The sequence below is a fragment of the Cupriavidus sp. 05L411 genome (assembly GCF_056398045.1).
Genome location: NZ_JBFTOQ010000006.1, coordinates 1 through 25,851, shown reverse-complemented (window position 1 = coordinate 25,851; position 25,851 = coordinate 1). Strand labels below are relative to the sequence as shown.

Genomic DNA, 25,851 nt, shown 5'->3' with positions numbered 1-25,851 from the left:
GAGACTGACATGAGCCGTGCGAACCGAGATAAAAAGCTCCTTGATGCGCTGAAAAAAGAGTGCGATGAGGCGCTGCGGCTCCTTGAGATAGAGAAGGAGCGGTACAGGCTGGGCGGCGTAGACGGCACGCATCTTCAGCAATTGAACCTGCAATACTCGGATGCGTACCGGAAATACAAAGCCCTGTCTAACGCCCTCGGCCATGGTTCGGTTCAGGGCTCGAAATAGGCAGTCCGTCACGCCGTCACCTCGTCGCAAACCTCATCCTCAACCGGCACGCCGCTGATCGGGCGCAGGTCGGCATCCAAGGATTCCATCTCGTTCACATATCCCGCGAACTCCTCCTCGCCGTGGTACAGGGTGGGCATCGGCGCACCGATTGCGCGAACCTCCCACCAGAACCCTGGCGCTTCGGTACCGTCGAGCATCGCGGGGCGCAGTATCTCGACGACGCGGCCGATGTTCTCGGGGAAGTCGTCGCGCGCGATATAGGCAAGATCGCCGGGCTTGCAGTTCACAGGGACACCTCCGGGACTTCTTCGCCAAACTTCGATGCGACGTAGGCGCGCATTGCGGCGACAAGGTGTGTCAGCCCCCTGCCTTCACCAACGATTCGGCCATCCCTCCCGATTGCGGCGACATAAAGCGGCGGCACGATCGCCTCTAGGTCTTGCTTCTCCTCCGACCACCGCAAGCCGCTTTGCGCGAACGTGATGCGCTCGCGCTCGATGAGCGGGCCGCCCTGCGCCCATTTCGTGGCCGGGGTCCACCGCCGCCACGTTCCGCTATGGGGTTCCCGCCACTCGCAAACATTCTGCGGCTGGGCGATCCGCAGGCTGGCCGGGACGATGCGTTCAGCCTTCCCTACCCAGTAGTCCAACATCACCCCTTCCAGATCCGCTACCTTCATGCGGCCTCCCGAAGCGCCGCTTGTTGCAGCGGCACAATGAACTCGACCCAGTAAACCCGCTGGCCGATTTCGTCCTCCCACGGACCGGCGAGACCTGCACCGCTCCGCGCGACGTCCCATACCACTTCGAAAGCCCCACGCCCAATCACGCAGTGCGCCACGCCAGGGATGTTCGGGCTCGCGCCGCAGAGGATGTACAGCGTGTCGTCGAACCAATCGGCCGCTGCGTGCGCGTGTTCCGCCAACATGCAGAACTTGACCAGGTTGTAGCCGCGCGCCTTGAGCCAGGCGCGGCACGCCACGTCCGCCGCCTCCTGGTCGCCGCCCGCCGCGAAGTTCGGCACCTCTGCCGGCGCCATGTCGAGCAGGCAGGCAATGCAGGTCCGCCAGCAGTCGCCCCAAAACCCGTGCTCGGGGTCGTGCGAGATCAGTTGCTTATGTGGTGTCATCTATCCCTCCAGAGCCTGCCGACGCGCCGCGTAGCACGCCACAAACATCACCGTCGCCGCCGCGCCCGAGACGCCGGACAGCAGCACAATCGCCAGGATCTGCCATGCGTCTAAGGTGAACGTCATTGGGGCCTCGCGATCCGGGCTGCGCGGTTTGCCTTGATCTGCTTCACGCGCTTACGTCGGAAATAGAACACTGTCGCCGGGAAAGCCACGGGGACGGCAATGAGCCTTGCCAACCTGTAGGCCCAGCGAATGACGCATGCCCAAAGGCCGATTGGCCCAAGCACTGTCATCCATGCGAACTCCACGAGATCCTCAAACTGACGGCGCTCGAATGGGCCGTCGACGATCACATTCAGCACGATGCGCCTGACTTCCCATCGGCTCATATTGCGTTTCATGCCGGCCTTGCAATCCGCACGCCGCGGAGCCAGGGGCACCGCGAGAGCGTATGGTCAGTCGCAGAGCAGTTGGTGCAGTACAGGCTCGGGTTCATGCTTCCTCCCAGAACAACGCCTTGTGCGAATAGCCGGCATCCTCGCCACTCAGAATCCGCTTCAGGGCCACGTAGTCACGGTACGAAAGCCCCTCTTCCTCGCTCGTCTGAACAAAATGCGCACGCTGCGACTCCAGCATGTCGCTGTTGTCGTCGACGATCGCGTAGACCATCACTGCGGAATGCTCGGCGAGCCAAGCCGCAATCTCCTGCCCTCGATTGCCCGCGAGGCTCGGTGTGCGGTCGATAACCGGAAGACCAAGTCCAACCGCAACCTCCTCGACGAGATGGTGCGTGCGCCAAGCCGACGAGAGGACGACCACCGCACCGGAGTGCTTGCACAGGTCGCGGACTAGGCCGATGGCTGCGTGGTCGAACATCCCCATATCGTCAGGCGTGAACCCGTGTGGGAGTCCGTTGTGCGCGATCAGCGTGCGCCGGCTGTTCAGCACGCCATCGATGTCGAGAAAAAGGACTTTCATTTGTTTCCCCACGTCCACAGGACCAGGCCGCCCACGAGGACGATCACCAGCGCCACCCAGCCCATCATCAGGTCGTCCATCACACGCCCTCCAATCCCTTCTTGGCCAGGCAGCGCAGCGCCTCGTACTCGGCGCGCGGCAGGCAGACCGTGCTGCCGTCTCCGGGCGCGACCACGTCCAGCTCGAGTACTTCGAACAGCTGGCAGATCTTCGCGAACGGCAGGCTGTGCCCGTTGTTGTTCAGGAAGCGCGAGAAGTTCGTCGGCTCGACGCCGATCAGCTCGGCGACGCGCTTCTGGGTCATGGGAGCAACGCGGTTCAAAACCATCGATTCCAGGCTAGGCATGCGGTGCTCCCGTGTGCATTAACCGTTCCATAAGATTCAATCCAACAAGACAACGCAGCTGGCGTGCCGAGGCCGCCGGCAGGAAAAGGGAAACATGGGAAACGGATGCCATCACCGAGCGCCCCTGCAGGATGCGGCCCGGCCGGCGCGGTCGCGCCTGCTTCGGTCATGTGCAGCCATCTGCGTACGTCGCAGCATGGTGATTCCCCCGGTCGGGCCGCAGCCCGTTCAGTTGTGGCGCGCCGAGAGGCGCGGCAAAGGTCGTATTGGTCGGGTCGCTTTTAAGCGGCCTCGGGATGGGATTCGTGGGTGGCGGCCTTTGGCTTTCGCGACCGTTTCGACGGCGCATCCCTCGGCGCGCCGACGCGCGAGGCTCGCACGAAGGCCCAGTCGACCCTGCCGTTCAATTCCTCGCACGTCACTGCCCCGCCAGTAATGCGCTCGATCACCGGGCATTGCTCGGCAGAAATCGGGCGCTTCCCGGCGATCCATTGATAGACGAGCCCTTGGGAGACCCCGAGCAGCTTGGCAAAGGCCGCCTGGCTGGTCTTGGTCGAGTCGAGGTATTCGGCGAGTTTCATAAACACAATACTAGCATAGCTAGTGAAAAAAGGAATAGCTATGCTCGTTGTGGAATCTAATAGCATTGCTAAACTCGCGCGCATGACGCGAGCAAGTAACTCCCTGGAGCAGTGGCAAGTCGAAGACTCCGTTCGACTGAAGGCGCTATACAACGAACGCAAGGGCGGGATGAGCCAGGAGGAGTTCGGCAGCCGGTTTGAAATCGGCAGTCAAGGCATGGTCTGGCAGTACCTGAATGCGCGCCGCCCGCTGAACATCAAGGCCGCGACCGGCTTTGCCCGGGGCTTGGGGGTTGACGTCGACACGTTCAGCCCGCGCCTGGCGGAGGAAATCCGGCGGGCGTCCAATTCGATCACCGAAGCAGTGCCCGTACCTGCGCCTACCTCAGGGGATTCCGGGCGCCCTGTCGACCGGCTGACTCTTGTAATGGCTGAGCAGCAGCTCGACCCCGCGGCCCTCGCCAAGGTACTGGGCGTCGAGGCGGCCGTCGTTCGTGCATGGCTCGAGGGCGATGGCACTAAACTGCCACTTCACCACATCGTGAAGTTGCAGGAGACGTACGGCTACAGCCCGAAATGGCTAGCGAACGGCAAGGGCGATAGCAAGCTTTCCGGCCAAGTCGAGCCAGAGCTCGACGAACCTAGCCTCGCCTTCGACATCGTTGAAATCCCCCCAAACAGCTTCCGGCGCATTCCAGTTGTTGGCATGGCACAACTTGGCGACAACGGCCACTTCTCGGACATCGAGTATCCAGTTGGGCACGGCGATGGCTTTCTCACGTTCCCCTCGAACGATCCCGATGCCTACGCTCTTCGATGCAATGGCGATTCCATGCGCCCGCGCATCAAGCACAACGAATTTGTCGTGATCGAGCCGAACCGCACTGTGACCAACGGCGACGAGGTCCTGGTGAAGTCACAGGACGGCCGCGTCATGGTGAAGGAACTGGCCTACGTGCGCGATGGGGTGGTCAGCCTCTCGTCGGTCAACGAGCGCCATGGCATGCTGCGGGTCCCTCAGGACCAGATCGAGCGGATGCACTATGTCGCGGGCATTGTGAAGACGTCGGCCTGGCGGCCAGACTGAAACCTATGAAGCTTCTCCCTTACAAAAGAAAGCTATTTCTTGATCGGCATTCCCGCCTCCCCTCGAAGTCCATTGCCCCTCTCCGCCACCAGCTAAAGGCGACGCCAAAGGCAAAGCCAAGGGCGTGGCCATCCGTCGAAGTTCCGGAGGTGCTTCGGATTAATCATGAGGAGATGAGGGCGGGCCTGCTCTCTGCGATAGCATCCCTCCGGCAAACCGTTGGCACGGAGGGCAAGCACACAGTCTTGGATTTCAGCCGCACGCGAAAGGCATTTGCCGATGGCATGCTGCTTCTCTACGCGGAGGTCCGGCGGCTTCGCTTTGACTATCCGCAGGTGAAGATCAAATGCCGACTCCCAGCGAACTCGAAAGTCGCAGAGGTACTCAAACAGATTGGTTTGCTCGACCTGCTGGGTTGCGGAAAAAAGATCACGCCGTCACGTGCGGACGTAATCCACTGGAACTTTGCAACAGGTAGTTCGGTAGATGGCGAGCGCTACGAGGATGTCGTGGGGATTCCGTTCGAGGGGAGCTTGGCACAGCCCCTTCACGAGGCACTCTACGTGGGCATGACGGAGGCAATGACAAATGTCATACACCATGCATACGATGGGGCCCGTGATGACGGTTTGATTCCGATCTCGCAGAAGCAGTGGTGGATGTTCTCTACGGCAAAAGAGGGCTATCTCAATGTGGTGCTATGTGACCTCGGCGTTGGAATTCCTCGCACGTTCCCGTTCAAACACCCCACGATCTGGAACTGGCTAACCTCCCTGGGTAAGACTAAGGACGCCGATGTGTTGACCGAAGCAGTAAAACTCGGGGCCACGCGCACCGGCCAAGATGGTCGTGGTCGCGGGCTCTGGCAGCTCCTGGACTTTGTGAACCAACTAGAAGACAGTCACCTCACGATCCATAGCAATTCAGGGGTTTACTACAAGCAACGAGCCAAGACTGGCACCTATAATTTCCGTGATAGCATCCTCGGAACACTGATCCAATGGCGGATACCGTTGAGGCAAGCATGATGAAAACGATCCGCGTCGCCGACGAGTTCTCAAGATACCCGGCCGGCCGCTACCTATCCGATGGCCCCTACAGCGGCGAGCGTTTCCGCGAGGAAATGCTGGTCCCTATCATCAACGTCGAGGACGACATCGTCATCGAACTTGATGGCGCACGAGCCTATGGCTCCTCTTTTCTCGAAGAAGCATTTGGGGGCCTGATCCGGGAGTGTCGAACTACGAAAGAGAGGGCACTCAAAGTCCTAAAATTGCACTCTAAACGTGCAAGTTTGGTCACTGAGATTCTCGGTTATATCTCCGACGCAAAACCAAGACTTTCGGGTGGCCCAAGATAGTGCCAGTTAGCCAAGCTCCGGTTTGGCCCCAGTTCATAACATGGCTGCTAGTCATAGCTGGGTGGGTGGTCGTTCACTTTTTGGGTGAGGCCCGCGAACGGAAAAAAGAGGTCCGAACAGAGCTCGATGCGACCTATAAAGCACTACACGAATTAGAAGTTATTGCACACAGCTTCCACTGCGCTCGCCGCTTTGATGGAAATTTAGCTCGGAGCACTTTGTCTTTGTTGGACTCTCTGGAGCGGCGCTTGTTGCGTCTCCGCTTTTTTGATGACCAGGAGTTTGCCCCGGGCATAGTTAGGCTTCGCCAATCGATTTCCCTAGAGAATTTCACCAAGAGCGCCTTCCATCGGCAATCGGCTGAGAGTGACATCCTCGAAGGTATTTCGTGGGCGACAGAGGAGCTGATTGACCTCCTAGAGCAGTGTTTTCGAGACCGTTATCCAAGTCAATTCCCCTACTATCGTAGGATTCGGAGGACTGAGATTCGCTCGTCCTAACCCGTACCAGAAGGATTTAGAGCGACTTCCTGTCGCCGATCTGCCACAGGCGCCCCCTTCCTCAAAGCCCTCCCGCAAGCCGCCATTCAGGCGGCTTTTTGCGTCCCCCGCCCGAGAAAACTTCAGTGCGCCACTCGTGCCCTGAGACGATCCGGCATCACCGCCCCAGCACCGCCCTCACTCCCGCATCAAGCCCCAGCCGGTATAGGGTCGCCCCCACATCTGTCAGCAATACCCTCTCCTTCCCCTGAATAGCTGGATCGGCCAGCAGCACCGCCAGGCCGGCTATCGCATCGTCGATCGGTAGCTCGATTTCCTCATCCAGCGCCAGCTGCTCGAACTGGCGTATCACGTCATCCGGTTCCATCCCACCTCCCCCAAGGTCGCCCCAGACCAGTCTAGGCCGCCAGCAAGACCGCCGCGAGGCGGTTTTTTTTCGCCTCGCGCACCACGGGATTCAGGCGCCCGCTATCAAAACTAGCACAGCTATTAAAACAAACAATCAAACGCGACTAGCTTAGCTATTGAAATGAATGACTAGCATCGCTAGTATTCATACACCGCTGACGTTCACAGCGGTTCGCCGGAGACAGAAATGACCGCCACCCGCCTTACGCACAACGAATGCCATGGTATCGCCGCACCCCAGGTAGTCCGCCTGATGGCCTGGATTGATCTGCACGACCGTCCGGCCCTGACGACCTTCAACACCGCCGACGGCACGCTGACGGTCACCAGCATCGAGTGCCACAACGGCGTCGCCCATGAGGTGAAGGAAACCATCCCGGCCACCGTGGCCGCCGCCCGCGACCTGCTCGGCTACTGATCGGGGCCGCACATATGGGCCCCGCCGAAATCCTCAGCCACCTGTCTCCGCAAGAGCGGACCGACGCGCTGGCGAAATTCCTGCAGATCGAGAACTTCGACTACTCGGGCATGACGCGCGAAGACCACGACATCGTCCAGCTCGGGCACTACACCGACCTGCACGACGAACTGGTCACCAAGGCGCGCGCCAGCGTCGAGATGGATCGCGACCGCGCCGCCGAAGCACGCGTGATGCGCCAGGCCACGCCGAACCGCCTTCTGTTCAACGGCACTGGGGTTGCAGCGTGAGCGAAGCAAAGACACCCTGGAATCCCTCGCGCCGCGCCATTGCGCGCGTGCTCAACCCGCTGCCGGCGCCGACCAAGTGCTGCCATTGCGGTGAGCCTGTCGAGATCGTGAGCAACGAGATGATCTACGGCCGCGAGTACGGCGAATGGCCGTGGGCCTACCTCTGCATGGGCGATGACTGCGGCGCCTACGTAGGCATGCATCCCTTCACGGGCATCCCCTTGGGCACGCTCGCCGATGCGCCCACACGGGAAGCCCGGAAGCAGGCCAAGGCGGCTTTCAACCCACTGTGGAAAAGCAGTCGTATGTCACGCACGGAAGCCTACACCTGGCTGGCCGGCGCGCTCGGTATCGCGAACGTCGGGGAATGCCACATCGGATGGTGTGATGTGCAGACGTGCCGGCGCGTCGTGGCCGCCTGCCTTCAACTCGCAAAGGAAGCAGCATGAGCACGCGCAAAGGCGACAACTCGGCGTTCCCCTACAGCGCCCTCGCCCCCGACGAGCAGACGAGCCAGCTCGTCGGCAGCATGTATCTGGACAGCACCGGCTTGACCCAGCGTGCCTACATCGCGACCAAGGCCATGCAGGCCATCGTCTCGAACCCGGCGCTGGTGGACGTGTTCAGCAACGGCACTACGGAGCTCGCCTCGCGGCGCGCCATTGAGATTGCCGACGCCATGCTGGCCGCACTGGAGCAGCAATCGTGAGCCGCCTGCGCAAGCTCGTGCGCCACCCGGTCGCCCAGCTGATCGCCCTATGGATCGGCACCACCGTGGCCATGACCGCCCTGTTCTGCGTCTACGACGCGGCCCAGGCCAAGAGCAGCCCCATCAAGCCCACCGCCCACCGGAAGCTGACATGACTTACGACCCCCAATCCAACGCCCTGTTGGCCGTTGCGAAATGCTCGCGCGCCCGCCAGTGGGCCGGCGCCATCGGCTACGGCCTGGCCATCGGCTTCATCTGGTACCTGACCGTCGCGATCCGCGCCGGCGCCGTTTGACCCGCATCCACAACTGCTGAGAACACGCCATGAAGATCGTCACCATCCGCGCCAGCTCGTTGGCCGAGTTGTTTGATTGCCCCGCGCGCTGGGAAGCCAAGCACCTGCTGGGCATGCGCATGCCTTCCGGCCCGGCAGCTCACCTAGGCACGTCGATCCATGCCGGCACGGCCGCGTTCGACCAGGCGGAACTGGACGGCCAGCCGATCACCGCTGACGACGCCGCCAGCGCGCTGGTCTCCACGCTGCGGGACAAGAGCGCCGAGGTGGACTGGGAAGACACCAACCCGGACGATGCCGAGCGCATCGGGCTGGCGCTGCACTCGCGCTACTGCGCCGAGATCGCGCCGCTCCAGCACTACATCGGCGTCGAGGTGGCTTGCGAGCGCCTGGAGATCCCCGAACTGGGCATCGCGCTGACCGGCACCACCGACCGCGTGCGCACCACCGCCGCTGGCGCGGGCATCTCCGACCTCAAATCAGGCGGGCGCGCCGTGGGCGCCGACGGCATTGCGGTCACGGCCGGCCACGGCCCGCAGCTGGGCGTCTACGAGCTGCTCGCCGAACACGCGGTCGGCATCCCCATCACCGCGCCCGCGCAGATCGTCGGGCTGAACACCGGCAAGACGGCCGCCGCGCAGCGCGTGGGGGTGGGCGAAATCGAGTCGCCGCGCACGGCGCTGCTGGGCACCGAGGAGCAGCCCGGCCTACTGCAGCACGCCTCTCGCCTAATTCATTCCGGCGCCTTCTACGGCAACGGCAAATCCGTCCTGTGCTCGGCGAAGTACTGCCCGCGGCACGCAACCTGCCACTACAAGTCCTGACCCCTACTGCTGACCGAGACCACGACCATGAACACAGCAACCGCCACCCTCGAACAAATGCGCGCACCCGCCGTGCGCGAGCCCGCCCCCATCGTCACCATGGGCTTCGGCTCGTCGCAATCCTTCGAGCTGATGCAACGCGCCGCCAACCTGCTGTCGTCGTCCACCCTGGTGCCGGCCGCCTATCGCAAAGTCATCGAGAAGCTCGACAAGTTCGGCAACGTGAAGGAATCGCGCGATAACCCGAACGCAATTGCGAACAGCGTGGTGGCGCTCAACATGGCGCAGCGCATGGGCGCCGACCCACTCATGGTGATGCAGAACCTCTACATCGTCGAGGGCCGTCCGTCCTGGTCGTCGCAGTGGATCATCGCCGCCGTGAACGGTTGCGGCCGCTTCTCGCCGCTGCGCTTCGACATCAAGGTGCTCGGCGAGAAGACCGTCGAGCGCGTGGAAACCGTGTGGGAGAACGGCAACCGCAATGTCGTCACGAAGAAGGTGACCATCATCGACAAGATCGCCATCGCCTGGGCGGTAGAGCGCGAAACCAAAGAGCGCCTGGAATCGCCGCCGGTGACGATCGAGATGGCCGTCAAGGAAGGCTGGTACACGAAGAACGGCAGCAAGTGGCAGACCATGGACGAGGTCATGCTGCGCTACCGCACTGCCAGCTTCTTCGGGAAGCTCTATGCGCCCGAGCTGCTGATGGGCCTGCAATCCGTCGAGGAAGCGCAGGACATCATCGATCTGAACCCGGACGGCTCGTACACGGTGGCCAGCACCTCGGTAGACGACCTTCGCGGTAACACCGCGCGCGCCCAGCCGACACAGCCCGCCGACGTGGTCAAGCGCCAGCCCGATCCGGTTGCCACCGCTGCAGCCGAGCCCGAGGTGGCGGATGTCCCCGGCGACGATGCGGCAGATCGCGAACTGCCGCTGGACGAAGGCCAACAGGTCGGCCAGGAAGGCACCGGCGACGGCGAAGCCGCCCTCACTTTCCAGGATGTGAACCGCGAGCTGCTGACCGCCAGGACCATCGATGACCTGGACTATGCGCGCAGCCTCATCAAGCAGATCTCCGACGAGAAGGCCAAGGCCACGCTGAACTCGGTAGCGGCACGCCGTATGCGCGAGCTGGCGCCGCCGGATGAGGCCGCCGCCGCGCAGCCCGCCCGCCGCGCACGCGCGCCAATCAACGCCGACTGAACGATCAGGGGGGAAAGCGGATGCCACGGAGTCTGCCGCCGACCGGAAGGCGGCGTAGCAAGGCCGGCGGATGCAGCGAGTACCCCACCCCAACACCTGACAGGACACAGAAATGAACCAATCGCCTGAATTCAAGAACACCCTGAACATGACCGCCGGCACGCTGGGCAAGGATCTGCTGTCCGCTCTTGTGTTGGAAATGAAGATGATGCCCGACACCTGGGTGAAGCTGTCGCAGAAGAAGCAAGACGACATCCTCGATCGCCTGCGCAACCGCGTCGACACATCCGTGAAGATGGCCGTCCACCTGATCGCCAGCCAGGGCCGCACCGTGGTGGTGGGCGACCTGGACAAGGTGACTTTCAAGGGCGGCGCGCAAGCAACGATCAAGATCGGAAAGTCGGCGCCCAACCTGCATGGCCTGGTCGATGCCGAGGGCCAAGCCGTGATGCTGGTCCTGAGTGGCGACAACGAGTTCACCGACGGCATGGATGAAGTCCGCGGCGAATCCGACCAGCGCGCCTTTGACCTCGGCAAGGAATACACCGACGGCGATGGTGACGGCATGCCCGGTACCGACGGCGCCCCTGCCGACGACAACGTGGTCGACGCCACCTTCACCGAGACGCCGCTGACGATTGAGCAACAGCCCCTGCAGGAAGAACTGGAAGCCGCGCACGAGGCCGGTCACAAGGCCGCCGGTGAAGGCAAGCCCGAATCCGATTGCCCGAAGATCGCCGGCCAACTCTGCATCGCCTGGGTCAAGGGCTGGAAGCGTTGGCACGAAGAGCAGACCGGCGCCGATCCGCTGTACGACCAGGTCGTGGCCTTCGTGGTCGAAAAGCAGAAGGTGAGCATCACCCTCATCCAACGCCATTTCAAGATCGGCTACAACCGCGCCGGCCGCCTGATCGAGCACCTGGAAGCCGAAGGCGTCGTGAGCATGCCCGACCTCGAAGGCCACCGCAACGTGCTGAAGAGCACCGAGGAACAGGAGTAACTCGCCATGCGCATTACCGCCATCCACGCCCGTAACTTCCTCGGCATCCGGGCAGCCGACATCATCCCGGCCACGCCGGTCTCGCTGATCTGCGGCCCCAACGGCGCCGGCAAAAGCTCGATTCAGGAAGCCGTCCGCATGGCGCTCACCGAGGAGACCGTCCGCGTCGGCCTGAAGAAGGAATACGCCAAGCTGCTGCGCGATGGAACCGAATCTGGTTCGATTGTGGTTTCTGTCGGCCCACAGGCAAACAGCATCGTGCTGCCCTCCGGCAAGGCCACCAAGGGCATTCCCACCGACGCGCGCACGCCGTTCGTGCTGGATGCCCAGCGCTTCGCCCGCATGGATGTGAAAGAGCGCCGAGCGTTCCTGTTCGACCTGATGGGTCTGAAGATCGGCACCGACCAGGTGCGGGAGCGCCTGCTGGCACGCAAATGCAACGCTAAGAAGATCGAAGCCGTCCTGCCGCTGGTGCGCGCCGGCTTCGACGCCGCCGCCAAGGAAGCCGGCGGCAAGGCCACCGCTGCGAAGGGCGCCTGGCGCGAGCTGACCGGCGAGACCTATGGCAGCGTCAAGGCGGCCAGCTGGGTCGCCCCGCTGCCGGCTGACGCCGAGGACCCCGAGGAACTCGCCAGCCTGATCTCCGAGTCCGAGGAAACCATCAAGGTCCTGTCCACCGAGGCCGGCGAGCTGCAGCGCCAGCTGGGCGAGATCGACGCCGCGGCACGCCAGCGCGCACAGCGTGCCAACCAGATCGCAGACCTGCGCGCCAAGGCCGAGCTGCTGCCCAAGGCACAGGACACCGCCGCCCGCGCGCTGGCCGAGCGCGATGCCTTCCTGCCCAAGGTGGCCGCCCTGCGCGACGCCGCCGGCGGCAAAGTGGCGGGCATGCCCTGCACCTGCCCGGACTGCGGCGCCATGCTGCTCTTCCTGGCCGGCCAGCTGGCCAAGTACGAGTCGGCGAAGGTCGATCCGGAGGCCGCTGGCCGCCTGCCCGAGTACGAGCGCAGCCTGACGGTGCTGGAAAACGCGCTGAAGAGCCGCACCGCCGAGCGCGACGCCGCCGACACCGCGGCAAAGCAGCTGCGCCTGCTGCAGGACCAGGCAGCTGGCGAGGCCACCGACAGCGCCGACGACGTGGAACGCCAGGCTATCGCGAGCCGCCTGGAAGCCATCCAGGGCAGCATCACCCAGTTCGGCAAGGATCTGGACGCCGCCCGCGCGTCGCAGCGTGCCGCCGCCCAGGCTGGTGAGCTCACCAAGCGGGCCGGCCAACACCACGCCGACGTGGCCGCATGGGACGCGCTCGCGGAAGCCCTTGGCCCCAGCGGCATCCCCGCCGATCTGCTGTCCGAGGCGCTGGACCCAATCAACGAGCGTCTGGCCGCCGCCGCGAACGAATCCGAGTGGATGCGCATCGGCATCGAGGCGGACATGACCATCACCGCCGCTGGCGGCCGCCCGTATGCGCTGCTGTCTGAGTCCGAGCGTTGGCGCGCCGACGCGATGATCGCCGAGGCCATCTCGCGCCTGACCGGCCTTCGTCTGCTGGTGCTGGATCGCGCGGACGTGCTGATCGGGCCCGAGCGCGATCGCCTGCTGTATTGGCTCGACGACCTGGCCGCCGCCGACGCGATCGACACCGCGCTGATCTTCATGAGCCTCAAGTCGCCCCCGGGCGCGCTGCCGGAATCGATCGCCTCGTTCTGGATCGCCGACCGCGAGGTGGGCACCGTGCGGGAGGCCGCGTGATGGTGAGCACGACCGTGATGATCCAACGCCTGGAAGGGCTGCTGGGCACCAAGGACCTGAACGACTGGGAACAGGGTTTCGTGCGCAAGCTGGCCGAGCACATGCATGCCGGCCAAGTGACGAAGCTCACCGGCAACCAGGTCGACAAGCTGGACGAACTGCATGGGAGGCACTTCTCGTGAACACCGAAGCACAACGCCGGATCATCCGACTGCCCGAGGTCAGCCAGTTGGTCGGCCTGGGCAAGACCGCGATCTACGAGCGCATCAAGGAACACACGTTCCCCTCCCCGATCAAGCTTGGCCGCGCCAGCGGCTGGATTGAGGAAGAGGTTCAAAAGTGGGTCGAAACCCAGATCACAGCCACACGCGGGGGCCACTGATGCCGCGCGCAATGAAATTCACTCGCAAGTCGGTGCTGGCCTATCTGCAAGAGCGCACCGGCCAGCGTTTCACGCCGACGCAGATCGCGAACAACTTTAAGCGCAGCAACGCCGAGGCGCGCGAGGTGCTGGACGACCTGCACGCAAACGAGCTGATCCGCAGCGGCGTCGACGGCACCACCCGTGTGTTCTTCGTCGCCGCGCCGGGCAGCAGCGAGCCCCGCCCAGAACGCATCGTTGGCCGCGGCGAGCTGCGCGGCTGGGAAGCCGGCCTGCGCCGCTTTGAGGCGCTTTGCATGACCGCGCGGCGCTGAGACAGCGCCTGCCAACCAACTAGCCGAGATCCGGCGCAAAGGAGAAATTGTGGGACTGGACATCACTGTATATCGCGGGTTAACGAAGGTGGAGAACCCGGAACTGGACGCCGACGGCCAGCCAGAGCACGACGACGACGGCGAGCGCATGTTCCGCGAGAACCCCGATTTCCCGGGGCGCATGGAGGGCATCGAAGCCGGCACCGTCTATAGCGCAGAGGAATGCGACGGCTTCTGCTGTGGCGCGTACAGCAGATACAACCGCTGGCGCGAGGACCTTGCGAAGTTGGCCGGCTACCCCGCCGTGGGCTATGAATCCTTCGGCACGGTCGAGCAACGCCACGATGCTGGTGCATGGAAAGCCGGCGCTGGCCCCTTCTACGAGCTGATCAATTTCTCGGACTGCGAAGGCACCATCGGCCCGGTGGTGAGCGCCAAGCTCGCAAAGGACTTCGCCAATTTCCAGGCGCGCGCCGATGCGCACGAGTCGGAGTACTTCCGCGAGAAATACGCCGAATGGCGCAACGCCTTCGACATGGCCGCACAGAACGGTGCCGTCTCATTCCACTGACCAGCCGCCCTGATCGAAGCACCCACCACCGCTACCCCCACAGGAACGACATCATGACGCCCATCCTCTTCTACGACACTGAGACCTCCGGCCTGCCGCAATGGAGCCTGCCTAGCGAAGACCCGAGCCAGCCGCACATCACGCAGATCGCGGCCGAGCTGCACGACGAAGACACCGGCACCACGCTGGCCTTCATGGACCTGTTGATCCGGCCCGACGGCTGGACCATCCCCGAAGAGCTCGAAGCGCTGACCGGCATCACCAACGAGAAGGCCGCGCAGTTCGGCGTACCCATCGAGCAGGCGCTCACCCTCTTCATCGACATGTGGAAGAAGTCGCAGTTGCGCGTCGCCCACAACGAGTCCTTCGATATGCGGATGGTGCGCATTGAGCTGATGCGCCAGCTCGACCACGACGAGGGATTCCACGAGCAATGGAAGACCGCCCCCGCCTTCTGCACGCAGTCGAAGAGCACCAAGATCATCAACCTGCCGCCGACCGAGAAGATGCTGGCTGCCGGCCGCCGCACGCCCAAGTCGCCGAACCTGGGCGAAGCCTTCCGGCACTTCACCGGCACCGACCTGGTGGGCGCGCACAACGCCGCCGTCGACCTGGCCGGCTGCCGCACCGTGTACTACGGCATCAAGCGGCATCTCGCCACGGCAGCATGAACTGCCAAGTTGCATTGGTCGTCACCGTCGCCGGCATGCTCATCTGCCTGGTGATCGGTGGCTACGCCCATTACCGCCTGCTCAAGAAGATGGCCGGCGACAACAAGGAACCGAAGTGAGCCAGCAAACCGAAACCGCCAGCGAAATGCTGCGCAAGCTGATCGCGGCCGTTGAGAAAGCTCATACCTCGCTGTTCGCTCAGTGCTGCTCGAATCCGATCAAGAACGCCTGGGGCAAAGAGGTTAGCGTAGCCATGCTGAACGAGGCGCAAGAGATGGCTGTCAACTTTGACGCTGCCCTCCGCAACGAGCAGCCGGAAAGCGAGCCGATGGCGCTGAGGCTTTCAGATGCGCGCATTCTGGAAATTGCGATGGGTCATTTCAAGCCCGGGCATACCGTGGCGGCCGAAAAGAACTTTCTGGCTTGCGTGCACGACATCTTCGCCCAGGCCGCCCCGCAACCGAGCGCATCGCCTGTGCTTACCAACGCAGAGGTAATCCGGCAGGCGAAGGCAGCAGGATTCGGGTTCGATGAAGATGATATTCCGTTCTATGGCAGCATCGACAACTATCGTCGCCTGCTCGCAGCATCGCCTGCCGCCCCGCAACCGAGCGTCAAGACGTTGGCACTACTGCACGATCTGTATGGCGTCCACCTGTTGTCTGGCGATCTCGATTTTGATTTCGACGGCTGGTTCGCTATCGAAGACATGCATCGTGTCCGCGCCCTCCTGGCCGACCATTCTCGCGACGTGACGAAATTGGCCGCAGAGCAGCCCAGCGATGACGAGCGAGACGCGTTTAACCACTGGTATGCGCAGCAGACCCCAAAGAGTGTTACTGACGACCTAAACGAGGCAGATGCGTGGATCGTATGGCAAGCCCGCGCCCTCCTGGCCGCAGAGCAGCCCAGCAAGGAAGTACTGACTCGCGTTGAGCAACTGCGCAAGGCGCTGTTCGAATCGCGCGATGCTATGCGGGTCATGGCGAACTGGGTCAAGAAGTCCGACCCGGCGGGCTATAGCTGGGCGGTCCGAATGGTTGACCGCGCCAATGCCACGCTTGGCGGCGAGGAGCAGCCCAGCGCGGACAAACACGACAGCACCGCAGCGGCGCGCGACGTGCTGGCCGAGCGCGGCCGTCAGGTTGAGGCAGAAGGCTGGACGCCAGAGCACGACGACAAGCATGGCAATGGCGAGATGGCACTCGCAGCCGGCTGCTATGCAGCAAACGCCGGTGGCGCAGCATGGGCAGACGAGGTGCCGTCTTTCTTCCCGTGGACGCAGGCATGGTGGAAGCCGACCACGCCCCGCCGCGACCTCGTGAAGGCTGGTGCGCTGATCCTCGCCGAGATTGAGCGCATCGACCGCGCCGAAATGGCCGAGCAGCCGACCATGATGCACACCACGCCGCCGTGCGCGTGCGTGGCCTACTCACTCAACAAAAAGGACCGCGCATGACTGCCCATGCCCTCACTGACTCGGCGTTAGTAGCGCGGCCCGCCCTGCCACCGATCTCGATCACCACCGTAGTCCCGGCGATCGCCGTGGTCGCGGTCGTGGTCCCCTCGGCCATCACCGCCGTAGTATCCGCCGCCGCCTCGGTGCTCATCTCCATAGGGGGCCACAACGCAGCCGCTCAGCAGCGCAACGGAAGCGGCCAGCAGCAAAAGAATGGGCTTCATAAGGCTCTCCTATTCAACTTTCGCCTTCCTTCAGGATACGCATTGGGTTGCAGGTCGGATGTAGGAAATGGGCTCTCCTACAACGAGAATTTCTCCTACAACGAGGCACGCGCATGATCCGCCGCGAATACAAGACGTTCGGTTTCTGCTGCGGCCTCGGCGGCGGCGCCAAGGGCTTCAAGAAGGCCGCTTCCCAGGTGGGCAACATGGTGGCCACCTGGAAGTGCATCGGCGGCATCGACGTGGACCCGGCCGCCGTGCGCACCTTCGAGCGGCTTGTGGGTGTGAAGTGCACGGTCATGGATCTATACACGACACTCGCGGTAAGCAGGCCCGATCAAGACTCTCTATTTCCCTTCGCGATAGGATGCGAATCCAGCCAATTCCGCTATCCAGTCGGCACAAATTTGCGCGCTCACAAGGGACCCTCCCACGTCGAGCTGAGCCTTGCCGAACGCCGGGCTGTTCACCTCCAGCGGCAGCATATGCGCAATCTCGCGGCAAACTCTCAGTGCATCACGAATGGGCCCGAGGTATTTCACAACATCGACATCGGCGACATCCCAAACTGGGAACGTGGCGAGTGTGCCGGCGGCTTCATCCCAATCGAGGAGGTTTCGCGAAGCGGTGTAGTTCCACATTGCCACCTCAGTCGCAAACGCGGCTCGAAGATCCGACATCAAGTGCACCGCGAGATTCGCCAATATCCGCAACGACTCCATTCGAGATGCTTGCAGCCTTCTTTCCATCAGGCGGGTATGAATGAACGGTATGAGCGCGGCCACGGCGACCGCAAGTATGCTGCCAACTGCCTGAACCCAGCTCGCCACCTCTGCACTGTCCTTCGGCTTCCACAGGCTGAACAACCACCCAAGAAGAGCAGTGACCGAGATCGCTATCAACGTGACTACGTAGTAGCGATACCTGATTTCCGTCATTTCGCCCCCCCTTTTTTGGCAGGCATCCTAGCATGACCCCCGCCTACTACAACGAGATCGAGCCATACGCAGCCCAGTGGCTGCGCAACCTGATTGCCGCTGGCCACATCGCCGCCGGTGACGTCGACGAAAGGGATATGAGGGATGTTCGACCTGACGACCTACGCGGATACGCACAGTGCCACTTCTTCGCCGGTGTGGGCGTCTGGTCGCTCGCGCTCCGCCGCGCCGACTGGGCCGATGACAGACCTGTTTGGACTGGTTCCTGTCCGTGCCAACCTTTCTCCGCGGCAGGCGCAGGACTTGGCTTTGCTGACGAGCGGCACCTCTGGCCGTTCTGGTACCACCTCATCAGCGAGTGCCGCCCTGCAGTCGTCTTTGGAGAGCAGGTTGCGAGCAAGGATGCTGACCCTTGGATCGACCTTGTACACGATGACATGGAAGCCGTGGACTACGCCTTCGGGGCGCAGCCGTTCCCGTCTGCGGGCGTCGGTGCGCCGCACATCCGAGACCGAGCCTACTGGGTGGCCCACGCCAACCTGGCAGGACTCGGAGCAGGCCGGCGGAAGGGGGGCGCTGGAGCGCGGCACGCGCGGGCATTCGTTGCACACGGCCTCAGCAATGGCCGGCTGGGCGACGCCCTGCGCGCGGGATCACTTCCCGGCGCACTCGCCGGAGTACATCGCAGAGAAGAAGGCGCAGGGCCACGGCATGGCGAACTTGAACGATCAGGTACAGATCGCGGGTTGGCCTACCCCCACGCAGATGGACAGCGTGCGCCAGCCCTCACAGAATTTCACGACCACAAACATCACGCTCAATCATGCGGTGGTGCTGTCGGGCTGGCCAACGCCGAACGCGACGATAGTGGACGCCAAGCCGCGTCCGCCGATCACGAGCGGACGAAAGCCGACGGACCCGCAGATTGGCCTAGCGGACGTAGCGGTGCATCTGGCCGGCTGGGCCACGCCGACGGCGAATCAACCGGGCGGGACACCGGAGGCGCATGTGGAACGCAAGCTGCGGTCCATGGGGCGGACGCACGCAACGGTGACGGACCTTGGCATGCAGGCCGGCTATTTCCTCAAGGACTGCCCGGCCCGACTAACGGCCTCTGGCGAGATGCTGACTGGCTCCTGTGCCGAGATGGAAAGTGGCGGCCAGTTGAACCCGGCACACAGCCGCTGGCTCATGGGGCTGCCAGCCGAGTGGGACGACTGCGCGCCTATGGAAACGCCATCAATGCTGAAGCGGCGCGCGTCTTCATCGAAAGCGTGATGGAAAGCATCCGATGATCCACTACCATGGCATGCCCATCACCCCGACGACCGCGGCGGCCAAGGCCATCTTCTCCGGCCATGCCTTCGTGTCGTTTCGGTACCCGGAGCAACTCGGCATAGTCCTGGACGTGGCCCAATCGTTCGCGGTGGACAACGGCGCCTTCTCGGCCTGGCGCTCTGGCGCGCCGGTTACGGACTGGCAGCCCTATTACGAATGGGTGGCCGAGTTGCATCGCTATCCTTCGTTCGACTTCGCGGTGATCCCGGATGTGATCGATGGCGACGAGCCCGCAAACGACGCGCTGCTGGCCGAGTGGCCTTGGCGCGATCGTGCGCCGGGCGTGGGCGCGCCTGTCTGGCACCTGCATGAAAGCCTAGACCGCCTAGAGCGCATCGCGCTCGAGTGGCCGCGCGTCTGCCTCGGTAGTTCGGGCGAGTTCGCGACGATCGGAACACCGCGGTGGTGGACACGCATGGCTGAGGCCATGGACGTGGTCTGCGATCGCAGCGGCCGACCGGTCTGCAAGCTCCACGGCCTGCGTATGCTCGATCCCGAGGTGTTCAGCCGCTTCCCGTTCGCCAGCGCCGACAGCACGAACATCGCGCAGAACGTGGGCATCGATAGCGCCTGGCGTGGCACCTATACACCGGCCAGCAAGGAATCCCGTGCGCAGGTCATGCGCGAGCGGATCGAGTCACGCCAGTCGTTGGTCTTCTGGGAACGGAAGGCACATCCCATTCAGGAATCACTATTTGGAGAAGCGGCATGAGCGCTCCCAAGACACCATGGCGCCATAACCTAGGTGATGGACACCACGCTGCTGCTAGCAGAGACCGGGAAGACGTTCAGGCTGTCGGCCACGCCGGTGTGGGTGCGGCCGGTGGCAGTGGCGTTGTCTGTGGTCCAGCCGGAGGTGGCACCATGAGCCTAGCCGTTGTTCACGAATCCACCGCCGTCAGAGGCATTCGTCTGATCAATGACGTATTCAACGGTCTCTTCCTGATTATTCCAAAGCTCTTCAGCCCGTTGCTCAAATTTCTTCTTGTGAAAGGCGAAGATTGCTTGGTAGTTGCCAGCAATTTCGCTGTTGCCCTTGCCGAGTTCAAGAAGAGCATTTCGCGTGGCCATGCCACGGTAGGTTCGTTGTTTAACGAGAGGCTGGGTAACGCGAACAACAAAGCGTATACCGTCGAAACCGTCTTCTGGCTGCTCAATGATGGAGAAAATGGTGGCGGGTGTCATCGCGTCTCCTTGAATGGTGGAGGAATGCTGGAGGTATCGACGTGAATCGCCTACAAGAACCGCAACGCCCCGGACTTCGCCAACAGAATGGCGAAATCCTTCGCCTGCGCCAGTGCATCTTCAGCACGTGCTGTCGTACTGGGCAAAGGAATCGTCCATGCCGGATCAAACCGGCGCTTGAGATCCGCTATCTCGACCAGATGCACACGCCCCGTGAAAGTGCCGTCGGCTTCTTGCTTTGCTTCGGTCCAAAACCGGTGGTGATTCTCTTCGAAATCCCATTCGTTCGACATGCGCGCCTCCCAAAGATTGGCGAATTTTTCCATAAGCACTGTCGCCTCGCATTAACCATGTTTGGGCAAATCAAATTCGAGGAAACAGTATGACCAAGGAACGCCCCATCCTCTTCAGCGCCACCATAGTGCGAAGCAGCGCCGCCGTGAACTCAACGCGGGTCTTCCAGGCGATCGACGTACTCTTGAGCCCATTGGATGGCCCGCGCCTGAGCGTCCCCATACCTCGCGCAAGACTCAAGCACGTCGGACTCGGCAATCACGTTGTCGCCCCTACTCACCCGGCCCAGGGATTCAAACATTCCGCCTTCCACAGGCTTTGCAAAACCCTCAACTACGTAACCACGGTACTTTTCGATGGACATGGGGAATTCTTCTCCTATCGAAACCTGAGTGCGCTGCAATTCAACGGCTGCCATATCAAGCCTAGTATGCAACGCCATGTCGCGCTGACCGTGCGCCGTTCTTACCACACCCTCTTTAGCGGGGTATCAACATGGAGGGCCAGGACGTGAGCGAAAACACCAAAATTGAGTGGACCGATGCCACCTTCAATCCATGGATCGGCTGCGCCAAGGTCTCGCCCGCATGCGACCACTGCTATGCGGAGGTGTCGACGCCGGCCCGTGCGCTGGGCGTGACCTGGGGCGCCAAAGAAGACCGGCACCGCACGTCCGCCGCCAACTGGAAGCTGCCGCTACGCTGGAATGCGCAGCACGACGAGTTCTTCGCCGCGCATGGGCGCCGCCGGCGCGTCTTCTGCGCCAGCCTGGCAGATGTGTTCGATAACGCCGTCAGTGCGCAATGGCGCTTTGACCTGCTCCGGTTGATCATCGAGACGCCCAACTTGGATTGGCTGCTGCTGACGAAGCGCATCGGCAACGCTGCGGAGATGCTGGAGCAGGCCATGCGCGCGCTCACAGTTGGCCGCGAGGGATGGCGCGACAACTACCTGCCCAACGTCTGGATCGGCGCCACGGTCTGCAACCAGGAGGAGGCCGACCGCGACATCCCGAAGCTGCTGGCGGTGCCGGCGCGCGTACGATTCCTCAGCATGGAGCCGCTGCTGGGGCCAGTGGATCTGACCGCAGTCCAGTACACGACGAGTCCCGGCTACTTCGGCGACGCGCTGCGGTGGCACCACCAGCCGCACTGCAGCCGCAACGAACGCTATCCGGGAGTCGACTGGGTGATCGTCGGCGGCGAGAGCGGCCCCGGCGCGCGCCCGATGCATCCGGATTGGGCGCGGAGCCTGCGCGATCAGTGCACGGCGGCTGGCGTGCCGTTCCTATTCAAGCAATGGGGCGAGCACGCGATGAACTACGACCGCGACCGAGACGACCCTGATTGGCGGCGCTGCGCGGAGATGGACCGGAAGACGGGTCGCTGGATCAACCTAGCCGGCGGCCACGGCTTCCACGGCGAGCGCGTTCACTATGCCGAGAGGATCGGCAAGAAGGCCGCCGGCCGCCTGCTCGACGGCGTGCAGCACGATGGTTACCCGGGGAGCGCGTCGTGAAAACGAGAACCGCGCTACTGAGCCGGCAGTCCCTCGAAATCGAACTCGGCAAAGATCTTCGCGTCCGTTGCCGCCACAACCCCTCTCGCAGCGATGGGCCCAGCAATATAAATTCCGCTGGCCTTCTCAGGTTCGACCCCCGGCGGATAAAAGTGGACGTACATCTCTTTGGTGTACTCCGGATGCTCTCGCATGCGTTCGTTCACCATCTCGATATATTCAACTCGCGTGAGACTCGGTTTAGCAGCCATGCGCAACTCCGGTTGGTCTTTCTAAATCCTAGCATGGCCAAACGACGCCCCGCCCTCTTTACCAGCGCGACGGGGGTTGCGTAATGGGCTACCTCAACCCGCTGCTGAAACTCCCCGCAGCGAAGAAGCTCATGAGCCTTCCTCCGGAACAGCGGCGCGCGGTTAGCGCGGTCTTCCGGGAACTTCGCGAAGAGGCAAACATGGAAGCCGAACAGGCCTGGCGTCGTCGCAAAGGCCCGATGGCGGCCTATTGGCGCGCCGTCTCCACCTACGCCCGCCACCTGGCGCACGCGTTAGAGCAATCCGGGAGGAACTAGCATGAAGCACCTGACCACCCAGACCCTCGACGGCGAAGCAGGCTGCATCCTCTCCGACTGTGAGCAGTACCGCTACCGCCTCTGGCGCGAGTGGGATCGCAGCCGGTCGGCCCTAGGCTTCATCATGCTCAACCCGTCGACCGCAGACCACCAGGTCAACGACCCGACGATCACCCGCTGCCTGCAGCGCGCGCTGGCCGGGCGCTATGGCCGCCTGGAAGTGGTGAATCTGTTCCCGCTGCGCTCGACTGACCCGGACGGCCTGCTGGCCCATCCGGCACCGCTGGGCGACCGGGCTGACCGGAACGACGGCGCGATCATGGACGCGCTTGATCGCTGCTCGCTCGTGATCTGCGCCTGGGGCGCACACAAGGCGGCGCCGGTACGCGCGGCGGAGGTGCTGCGCATCATCCGCATGTGTGGGCGCGGCCCCTTGCTCTACCAGCTCGGGCTAAATCAGGACGGCAGTCCAAAGCATCCCCTCTATATCGCGGCCAGGGTCCGGCCGCAGCCATTCATGCCATAGACCATCAAACACCAACCACATGGGTAAATCGCATTTACCCATGTGATGAGTAGAAATAGGAAAGCAGTGGAAGTCGCCGCAAAACGAATCATCGAATTGACCCGCCAGGCTTGGCGGATTGGAGACCGAGGTGAGCACGTATCTCACGGTGAATGAACTCGCCGAACTCGTTGGCTGCCAGCCTCGCAGCCACACCTGCATGAAGCGCTGGCTCAAGAAACACGGCTGGCCGTTCGCGGTGAACATCGCCGGCGTGCCGCAGGTGAGCCGCGCATATTTCCAGGCGCGCCTCTCCGGCCTTGCGTCGGCCACCGGCACCGACGAACCTGAACAAGAACCCAACTTTGAAGCGCTAGCCGCATGATTTCGAGACGCAAGACACCTGACGGCCTGCCCTTCCGGCTCTACCGCCGCGAGGGCAAGTTCAAGGTCAGCTATGGCTACAAGCTGCCCGACGGGAAATGGGCCTTCCGCCTGTCCGCGCAGAGGAACAACGCCGAGGCCGTGGCCGAGATCGATCGCGAGGCGCGCCGGCGCGCAGACGAGCTGAACGGTGATGCTGTCTTGGCGGGCACCACTCAGGCTCTTTTCGATGCCTACTTCAGCTGGCAAGAAGGGCTGCCCGAGGCGGACGAAAGGAAGAAGGCCGCGGTAACGCTGACCGAGAACCGGGTCGAGGCCAAGACCGTTTGCAAGGTGTTCGGCAAGGTGAAGCCGGCGGCGATCAAGCCGCATCACATCTACCGATACCTGGACCTGCGGGCGAAACAGGGGGCACCGGCCAAAGCCAACAAGGAAGTCGCTCTGCTGTCGGCCACGCTCGAGTATGGGCGCCGGCTAGGCGAACTGGAGAGGAACCCGTGCACCGGCATCAAGTACAACCCGACCAAGCCGCGGCAGAAGTACGTGAGGCCAGAAGAAGTGGCGCTGGCCGTCGAGATCGCGCGGGTGCGCGGCGGCAGCTACCTGATCCTCGCCCTGTGCGTGCAGACGGCCTACCTGACGGTCAGCCGGCCGGAGGAGATGCGCAGCCTTGTGCGCCAGGCCATCACGCCTGACGGCCTGCTGGTGCCCGTAGGCAAGCGCAAGGCCGGGCAGATGCAACGGACCAAGGTCGTACGCTGGTCCCCGGCTTTGCGCCATGCAGTCGACGAAGCCCTGGCGCTCCAGCGCACGGCGAGCGTCTACGTGTTCGGCAACACCTCCGGCCAGGTGTACAGCCGCAGCGGCTGGAACACGATCTGGAAACGCCTGATGGGGTACTGTGGAAAGGCCGCGGAAGAGCGTGGTGTCATGTTCAGCAGCTTCACGCTGGCGGACATGCGACCCAGCGCGGTGACCGATCGGATGGAGGAAGGCGACGACCGGATTACGGATGCCACCGGCCACGCCGACGGCAAGATGGTGGCCAAAATCTACGACCGGCGGCGGGTCAGAAAAGTGCGGCCGACAGCCTGAATTTGTTGGAACTTGACGAAAATGACCACGAAGCGACGCGGGTTTCAGGGTGGGTCAAATTCCAATGAAACAACCTAACCCATTGATTTCAATGAAAATTGAACAAGGATTGTGATTCCTGTCGTCGTGGGTTCGAGTCCCATCAGCCACCCCAGAATTTTCTTTGCAAAAACAGCGCCTTAGCCAAGGCGCTGTTTTTGTTTGTGCGTCCCAAAGCGGTGTTCTATTCCCGCCATATTCCCACGGAGGGAATACTCGGCACCCTCATCCCCCATAACGGCCAGTGCCGTCACCGCGCAAGGCATCGAGACGCGCCACATCGAGAAGATGGTGTGGACGGCGAATTACCTGTCGTTCGAGCAGGATGGCCAGCATCACCGGATCAAGGTTGCCCGGGCGGCGGTGAAAACGTCGCTACGCGCGCACACGCGTCCGATGCGCAAGCCGCCAAATACGCCCGGGCCGTGGACTCATGCTCTACGCCATGCCGCGCTCAGCCAGCGCCAGCCGGATCTGCGGCAGCACGCTGCCAAGGGCAAGAAAGTCGTGGCGATCCATGGTTGCCTCCTGGCCACGGGTTGGCGGGTGCAGATGTCGGCAGCTCTGCGGAATAGACAGAATAGAGGTCTCGGCCGGAACCCAACGTCAGCATTTCGATTCGGGGTGCCTACTTGCTGACGAAAGTACGGCAACCGGCAACGCCGAAGCTCAATGAAATTCTGCGCCTGATCACGCGCCTCGGCGGATTCCTCGGCCCCAAGCACGATGGCGAACCCGATGTCGAAACAATCTGGCTTGGACTCAAAGAGGTTCATGTTGCAGCAAGAACACTGCGTGGCCTACGGGATGAGGGCGGCAGTGCAGACATTTGTGTATAAGCGAACGCGCTAAGCCTCCTTCAAATATCAGATGCCCTCCCGGGCCATCGCGCTGAACTTGACGCCGGACGCCATCACGATGAATCGTCGCATAGGCGGAAGTGAACAACCAACTAATCGGCAAGGGGGAAGCCAAAGACATCCTGCATCAGGTCTTGCTCGAACGCTGCGGTCCACGAAGACCCCGCCCTGTCGGGATAGCGCCGAACTTCACCTCCGATTACACGGGCGACGGTGATTTCCCGCGGAGTATGATTTGTATTAGCCTAGACTAAATCTGACAGTGGTTGGTTATCCATGCCGCCGCACGTTGGTGCGAAGGGCGTAGCCCGGAGTGCCAGTGTGCGGCGGAATCCACAAGGAGTCCGCCATGACTCAGGAACAGAAAGTCATCCGTGCCAAGGTCGGCAT

The 25,851-nt window shown here is 62.7% G+C and carries 43 protein-coding genes and 2 pseudogenes; 32 read left to right on the top strand and 13 right to left on the bottom strand.

Translation table 11 applies throughout. The features are described 5' to 3' along the window. Window positions 1–9: 9 nt before the first annotated feature. Window positions 10–228 carry a hypothetical protein gene (locus AC1DQR_RS08530; protein WP_441629978.1) on the top strand — a complete coding sequence of 73 codons (219 nt, stop codon included), beginning with the start codon at window positions 10–12 and terminating at the stop codon, window positions 226–228. An 8-nt stretch (window positions 229–236) separates the two neighbouring features. Here AC1DQR_RS08530 and AC1DQR_RS08525 read toward each other — a convergent pair whose 3' ends face one another. The 8 genes from AC1DQR_RS08525 to AC1DQR_RS08490 form a co-directional block, all read right to left on the bottom strand. Beyond that, window positions 237–518: a hypothetical protein gene (locus AC1DQR_RS08525; protein WP_441629976.1), complete on the bottom strand. Its 282-nt coding sequence runs from the start codon at window positions 516–518 to the stop codon at window positions 237–239. Further along, window positions 515–910, bottom strand: coding sequence for a phage protein NinX family protein (locus AC1DQR_RS08520; protein WP_441629975.1), 396 nt, complete (start codon window positions 908–910; stop codon window positions 515–517). Before AC1DQR_RS08520 ends, AC1DQR_RS08525 begins: the two co-directional genes overlap by 4 nt. Beyond that, the gene (locus AC1DQR_RS08515; RefSeq protein WP_441629973.1) at window positions 907–1,359 is read right to left on the bottom strand and encodes a hypothetical protein; all 453 of its coding nucleotides are present in this window, start codon (window positions 1,357–1,359) and stop codon (window positions 907–909) included. Before AC1DQR_RS08515 ends, AC1DQR_RS08520 begins: the two co-directional genes overlap by 4 nt. Beyond that, the gene (locus tag AC1DQR_RS08510) at window positions 1,360–1,485 is read right to left on the bottom strand and encodes a hypothetical protein (RefSeq protein WP_441629971.1); all 126 of its coding nucleotides are present in this window, start codon (window positions 1,483–1,485) and stop codon (window positions 1,360–1,362) included. After that, entirely contained in the window at window positions 1,482–1,763 is a 282-nt protein-coding gene (locus AC1DQR_RS08505) for a hypothetical protein (RefSeq protein WP_441629969.1), read from the bottom strand. Before AC1DQR_RS08505 ends, AC1DQR_RS08510 begins: the two co-directional genes overlap by 4 nt. A gap of 91 nt (window positions 1,764–1,854) precedes the next feature. Further along, window positions 1,855–2,340 carry an HAD domain-containing protein gene (locus tag AC1DQR_RS08500; protein WP_441629967.1) on the bottom strand — a complete coding sequence of 162 codons (486 nt, stop codon included), beginning with the start codon at window positions 2,338–2,340 and terminating at the stop codon, window positions 1,855–1,857. 79 nt (window positions 2,341–2,419) lie between these two features. Continuing rightward, entirely contained in the window at window positions 2,420–2,686 is a 267-nt protein-coding gene (locus tag AC1DQR_RS08495) for a CII family transcriptional regulator (RefSeq protein WP_150990572.1), read from the bottom strand. Window positions 2,687–2,967: 281 nt separating this feature from the next. Next, entirely contained in the window at window positions 2,968–3,267 is a 300-nt protein-coding gene (locus AC1DQR_RS08490; protein WP_441629965.1) for a helix-turn-helix domain-containing protein, read from the bottom strand. A gap of 40 nt (window positions 3,268–3,307) precedes the next feature. Here AC1DQR_RS08490 and AC1DQR_RS08485 point away from each other — a divergent pair, with 40 nt between their 5' ends. The 3 genes from AC1DQR_RS08485 to AC1DQR_RS08475 all read left to right on the top strand — a co-directional run bounded on the left by AC1DQR_RS08485 (window position 3,308) and on the right by AC1DQR_RS08475 (window position 5,714). Continuing rightward, on the top strand, window positions 3,308–4,354 hold the full coding sequence (locus AC1DQR_RS08485; protein WP_441629964.1) for a S24 family peptidase: 1,047 nt from the start codon (window positions 3,308–3,310) through the stop codon (window positions 4,352–4,354). Window positions 4,355–4,599: 245 nt separating this feature from the next. Next, window positions 4,600–5,382 carry a hypothetical protein gene (locus tag AC1DQR_RS08480; protein WP_441629962.1) on the top strand — a complete coding sequence of 261 codons (783 nt, stop codon included), beginning with the start codon at window positions 4,600–4,602 and terminating at the stop codon, window positions 5,380–5,382. Beyond that, window positions 5,379–5,714, top strand: a complete 336-nt coding sequence (locus AC1DQR_RS08475; RefSeq protein WP_441629960.1) for an STAS-like domain-containing protein — start codon at window positions 5,379–5,381, stop codon at window positions 5,712–5,714. The genes AC1DQR_RS08480 and AC1DQR_RS08475 overlap by 4 nt, the downstream gene beginning before the upstream one ends. Window positions 5,715–6,371: 657 nt before the next feature. Here the strand turns inward: AC1DQR_RS08475 and AC1DQR_RS08470 are convergent. Continuing rightward, window positions 6,372–6,581 (bottom strand): hypothetical protein, encoded by a 210-nt coding sequence (locus tag AC1DQR_RS08470; protein ID WP_441629958.1) that lies wholly within the window; start codon window positions 6,579–6,581, stop codon window positions 6,372–6,374. A gap of 228 nt (window positions 6,582–6,809) precedes the next feature. Here AC1DQR_RS08470 and AC1DQR_RS08465 point away from each other — a divergent pair, with 228 nt between their 5' ends. The 18 genes from AC1DQR_RS08465 (at window position 6,810) to AC1DQR_RS08380 (ending at window position 16,854) form a co-directional block, all read left to right on the top strand. Then, window positions 6,810–7,040 carry a hypothetical protein gene (locus tag AC1DQR_RS08465; protein WP_441629956.1) on the top strand — a complete coding sequence of 77 codons (231 nt, stop codon included), beginning with the start codon at window positions 6,810–6,812 and terminating at the stop codon, window positions 7,038–7,040. A 14-nt stretch (window positions 7,041–7,054) separates the two neighbouring features. Continuing rightward, on the top strand, window positions 7,055–7,330 hold the full coding sequence (locus AC1DQR_RS08460) for a hypothetical protein (RefSeq protein ID WP_441629955.1): 276 nt from the start codon (window positions 7,055–7,057) through the stop codon (window positions 7,328–7,330). Then, window positions 7,327–7,779, top strand: a complete 453-nt coding sequence (locus AC1DQR_RS08455; protein WP_441629953.1) for a zinc-finger-containing protein — start codon at window positions 7,327–7,329, stop codon at window positions 7,777–7,779. Before AC1DQR_RS08460 ends, AC1DQR_RS08455 begins: the two co-directional genes overlap by 4 nt. After that, the gene (locus AC1DQR_RS08450; protein ID WP_441629951.1) at window positions 7,776–8,039 is read left to right on the top strand and encodes a hypothetical protein; all 264 of its coding nucleotides are present in this window, start codon (window positions 7,776–7,778) and stop codon (window positions 8,037–8,039) included. The genes AC1DQR_RS08455 and AC1DQR_RS08450 overlap by 4 nt, the downstream gene beginning before the upstream one ends. Beyond that, window positions 8,036–8,194 (top strand): hypothetical protein, encoded by a 159-nt coding sequence (locus AC1DQR_RS08445; protein WP_441629949.1) that lies wholly within the window; start codon window positions 8,036–8,038, stop codon window positions 8,192–8,194. Before AC1DQR_RS08450 ends, AC1DQR_RS08445 begins: the two co-directional genes overlap by 4 nt. Then, complete coding sequence (locus AC1DQR_RS08440) at window positions 8,191–8,334, top strand: hypothetical protein (protein WP_253927196.1); 144 nt, start codon at window positions 8,191–8,193, stop codon at window positions 8,332–8,334. Before AC1DQR_RS08445 ends, AC1DQR_RS08440 begins: the two co-directional genes overlap by 4 nt. A 29-nt stretch (window positions 8,335–8,363) precedes the next feature. Further along, window positions 8,364–9,158: a RecB family exonuclease gene (locus tag AC1DQR_RS08435; protein WP_441629947.1), complete on the top strand. Its 795-nt coding sequence runs from the start codon at window positions 8,364–8,366 to the stop codon at window positions 9,156–9,158. Window positions 9,159–9,185: 27 nt separating this feature from the next. After that, complete coding sequence (locus AC1DQR_RS08430; RefSeq protein ID WP_477109125.1) at window positions 9,186–10,364, top strand: hypothetical protein; 1,179 nt, start codon at window positions 9,186–9,188, stop codon at window positions 10,362–10,364. 112 nt (window positions 10,365–10,476) lie between these two features. Next, the gene (locus AC1DQR_RS08425; protein WP_441629943.1) at window positions 10,477–11,364 is read left to right on the top strand and encodes a DNA translocase FtsK; all 888 of its coding nucleotides are present in this window, start codon (window positions 10,477–10,479) and stop codon (window positions 11,362–11,364) included. Between the two features lie 6 nt (window positions 11,365–11,370). Further along, entirely contained in the window at window positions 11,371–13,116 is a 1,746-nt protein-coding gene (locus tag AC1DQR_RS08420; protein WP_477109124.1) for an AAA family ATPase, read from the top strand. Then, the gene (locus tag AC1DQR_RS08415; RefSeq protein WP_416048991.1) at window positions 13,116–13,298 is read left to right on the top strand and encodes a hypothetical protein; all 183 of its coding nucleotides are present in this window, start codon (window positions 13,116–13,118) and stop codon (window positions 13,296–13,298) included. Before AC1DQR_RS08420 ends, AC1DQR_RS08415 begins: the two co-directional genes overlap by 1 nt. Continuing rightward, the gene (locus AC1DQR_RS08410) at window positions 13,295–13,498 is read left to right on the top strand and encodes a helix-turn-helix transcriptional regulator (protein ID WP_045239601.1); all 204 of its coding nucleotides are present in this window, start codon (window positions 13,295–13,297) and stop codon (window positions 13,496–13,498) included. The genes AC1DQR_RS08415 and AC1DQR_RS08410 overlap by 4 nt, the downstream gene beginning before the upstream one ends. Next, window positions 13,498–13,812 (top strand): hypothetical protein, encoded by a 315-nt coding sequence (locus AC1DQR_RS08405; RefSeq protein ID WP_441629938.1) that lies wholly within the window; start codon window positions 13,498–13,500, stop codon window positions 13,810–13,812. Before AC1DQR_RS08410 ends, AC1DQR_RS08405 begins: the two co-directional genes overlap by 1 nt. Window positions 13,813–13,861: 49 nt before the next feature. After that, window positions 13,862–14,383, top strand: a complete 522-nt coding sequence (locus tag AC1DQR_RS08400; protein WP_441629936.1) for a hypothetical protein — start codon at window positions 13,862–13,864, stop codon at window positions 14,381–14,383. A 53-nt stretch (window positions 14,384–14,436) separates the two neighbouring features. Next, window positions 14,437–15,054 (top strand): 3'-5' exonuclease, encoded by a 618-nt coding sequence (locus AC1DQR_RS08395; RefSeq protein ID WP_441629934.1) that lies wholly within the window; start codon window positions 14,437–14,439, stop codon window positions 15,052–15,054. Next, on the top strand, window positions 15,051–15,173 hold the full coding sequence (locus tag AC1DQR_RS08390; protein WP_441629933.1) for a hypothetical protein: 123 nt from the start codon (window positions 15,051–15,053) through the stop codon (window positions 15,171–15,173). Before AC1DQR_RS08395 ends, AC1DQR_RS08390 begins: the two co-directional genes overlap by 4 nt. After that, window positions 15,170–16,513: a DUF7181 domain-containing protein gene (locus AC1DQR_RS08385; protein WP_441629931.1), complete on the top strand. Its 1,344-nt coding sequence runs from the start codon at window positions 15,170–15,172 to the stop codon at window positions 16,511–16,513. The genes AC1DQR_RS08390 and AC1DQR_RS08385 overlap by 4 nt, the downstream gene beginning before the upstream one ends. Beyond that, entirely contained in the window at window positions 16,510–16,854 is a 345-nt protein-coding gene (locus AC1DQR_RS08380; RefSeq protein WP_441629929.1) for a hypothetical protein, read from the top strand. Before AC1DQR_RS08385 ends, AC1DQR_RS08380 begins: the two co-directional genes overlap by 4 nt. A gap of 230 nt (window positions 16,855–17,084) precedes the next feature. On the opposite strand, the gene AC1DQR_RS08375 is transcribed toward AC1DQR_RS08380, so the two are convergent. Then, window positions 17,085–17,675, bottom strand: a complete 591-nt coding sequence (locus tag AC1DQR_RS08375) for a hypothetical protein (protein ID WP_441629927.1) — start codon at window positions 17,673–17,675, stop codon at window positions 17,085–17,087. A 32-nt stretch (window positions 17,676–17,707) separates the two neighbouring features. Here AC1DQR_RS08375 and AC1DQR_RS08370 point away from each other — a divergent pair. The 3 genes and pseudogenes from AC1DQR_RS08370 to AC1DQR_RS08360 all read left to right on the top strand — a co-directional run. Next, window positions 17,708–18,154: pseudogene (locus AC1DQR_RS08370) on the top strand (DNA cytosine methyltransferase); the annotation flags it as partial. Between the two features lie 142 nt (window positions 18,155–18,296). Beyond that, on the top strand, window positions 18,297–18,953 hold the full coding sequence (locus tag AC1DQR_RS08365; protein ID WP_441630458.1) for a hypothetical protein: 657 nt from the start codon (window positions 18,297–18,299) through the stop codon (window positions 18,951–18,953). Window positions 18,954–18,966: 13 nt separating this feature from the next. Continuing rightward, complete coding sequence (locus AC1DQR_RS08360) at window positions 18,967–19,725, top strand: hypothetical protein (RefSeq protein ID WP_441629926.1); 759 nt, start codon at window positions 18,967–18,969, stop codon at window positions 19,723–19,725. Window positions 19,726–19,883: 158 nt separating this feature from the next. On the opposite strand, the gene AC1DQR_RS08355 is transcribed toward AC1DQR_RS08360, so the two are convergent. Both AC1DQR_RS08355 and AC1DQR_RS08350 read right to left on the bottom strand, forming a co-directional pair. Further along, complete coding sequence (locus tag AC1DQR_RS08355; protein ID WP_441629924.1) at window positions 19,884–20,198, bottom strand: hypothetical protein; 315 nt, start codon at window positions 20,196–20,198, stop codon at window positions 19,884–19,886. A gap of 50 nt (window positions 20,199–20,248) precedes the next feature. Continuing rightward, a complete protein-coding gene (locus tag AC1DQR_RS08350) occupies window positions 20,249–20,524 on the bottom strand; it encodes a hypothetical protein (RefSeq protein WP_441629922.1) in 276 nt (91 codons plus the stop codon). 56 nt (window positions 20,525–20,580) lie between these two features. On the opposite strand from AC1DQR_RS08350, the gene AC1DQR_RS08345 reads away from it, so the two are divergent. Beyond that, the gene (locus AC1DQR_RS08345) at window positions 20,581–21,006 is read left to right on the top strand and encodes a hypothetical protein (RefSeq protein ID WP_441629920.1); all 426 of its coding nucleotides are present in this window, start codon (window positions 20,581–20,583) and stop codon (window positions 21,004–21,006) included. Beyond that, window positions 21,003–22,010, top strand: coding sequence for a phage Gp37/Gp68 family protein (locus AC1DQR_RS08340; RefSeq protein WP_441629918.1), 1,008 nt, complete (start codon window positions 21,003–21,005; stop codon window positions 22,008–22,010). The genes AC1DQR_RS08345 and AC1DQR_RS08340 overlap by 4 nt, the downstream gene beginning before the upstream one ends. Window positions 22,011–22,024: 14 nt before the next feature. Here AC1DQR_RS08340 and AC1DQR_RS08335 read toward each other — a convergent pair whose 3' ends face one another. Next, complete coding sequence (locus tag AC1DQR_RS08335; RefSeq protein ID WP_441629916.1) at window positions 22,025–22,261, bottom strand: hypothetical protein; 237 nt, start codon at window positions 22,259–22,261, stop codon at window positions 22,025–22,027. Window positions 22,262–22,344: 83 nt separating this feature from the next. Here AC1DQR_RS08335 and AC1DQR_RS08330 point away from each other — a divergent pair, with 83 nt between their 5' ends. The 5 genes and pseudogenes from AC1DQR_RS08330 to AC1DQR_RS08310 all read left to right on the top strand — a co-directional run. Then, a complete protein-coding gene (locus AC1DQR_RS08330) occupies window positions 22,345–22,578 on the top strand; it encodes a hypothetical protein (protein ID WP_441629914.1) in 234 nt (77 codons plus the stop codon). 1 nt (window position 22,579) lies between these two features. Further along, window positions 22,580–23,104, top strand: a complete 525-nt coding sequence (locus AC1DQR_RS08325; RefSeq protein WP_441629912.1) for a DUF1643 domain-containing protein — start codon at window positions 22,580–22,582, stop codon at window positions 23,102–23,104. A gap of 130 nt (window positions 23,105–23,234) precedes the next feature. Then, a complete protein-coding gene (locus AC1DQR_RS08320; RefSeq protein WP_170302025.1) occupies window positions 23,235–23,468 on the top strand; it encodes a DUF4224 domain-containing protein in 234 nt (77 codons plus the stop codon). Then, complete coding sequence (locus tag AC1DQR_RS08315; RefSeq protein ID WP_441629909.1) at window positions 23,465–24,562, top strand: hypothetical protein; 1,098 nt, start codon at window positions 23,465–23,467, stop codon at window positions 24,560–24,562. Before AC1DQR_RS08320 ends, AC1DQR_RS08315 begins: the two co-directional genes overlap by 4 nt. Before the next feature lie 656 nt (window positions 24,563–25,218). Further along, window positions 25,219–25,440, top strand: a pseudogene (locus tag AC1DQR_RS08310) (IS4 family transposase); the annotation flags it as partial. Window positions 25,441–25,851: the final 411 nt, after the last annotated feature.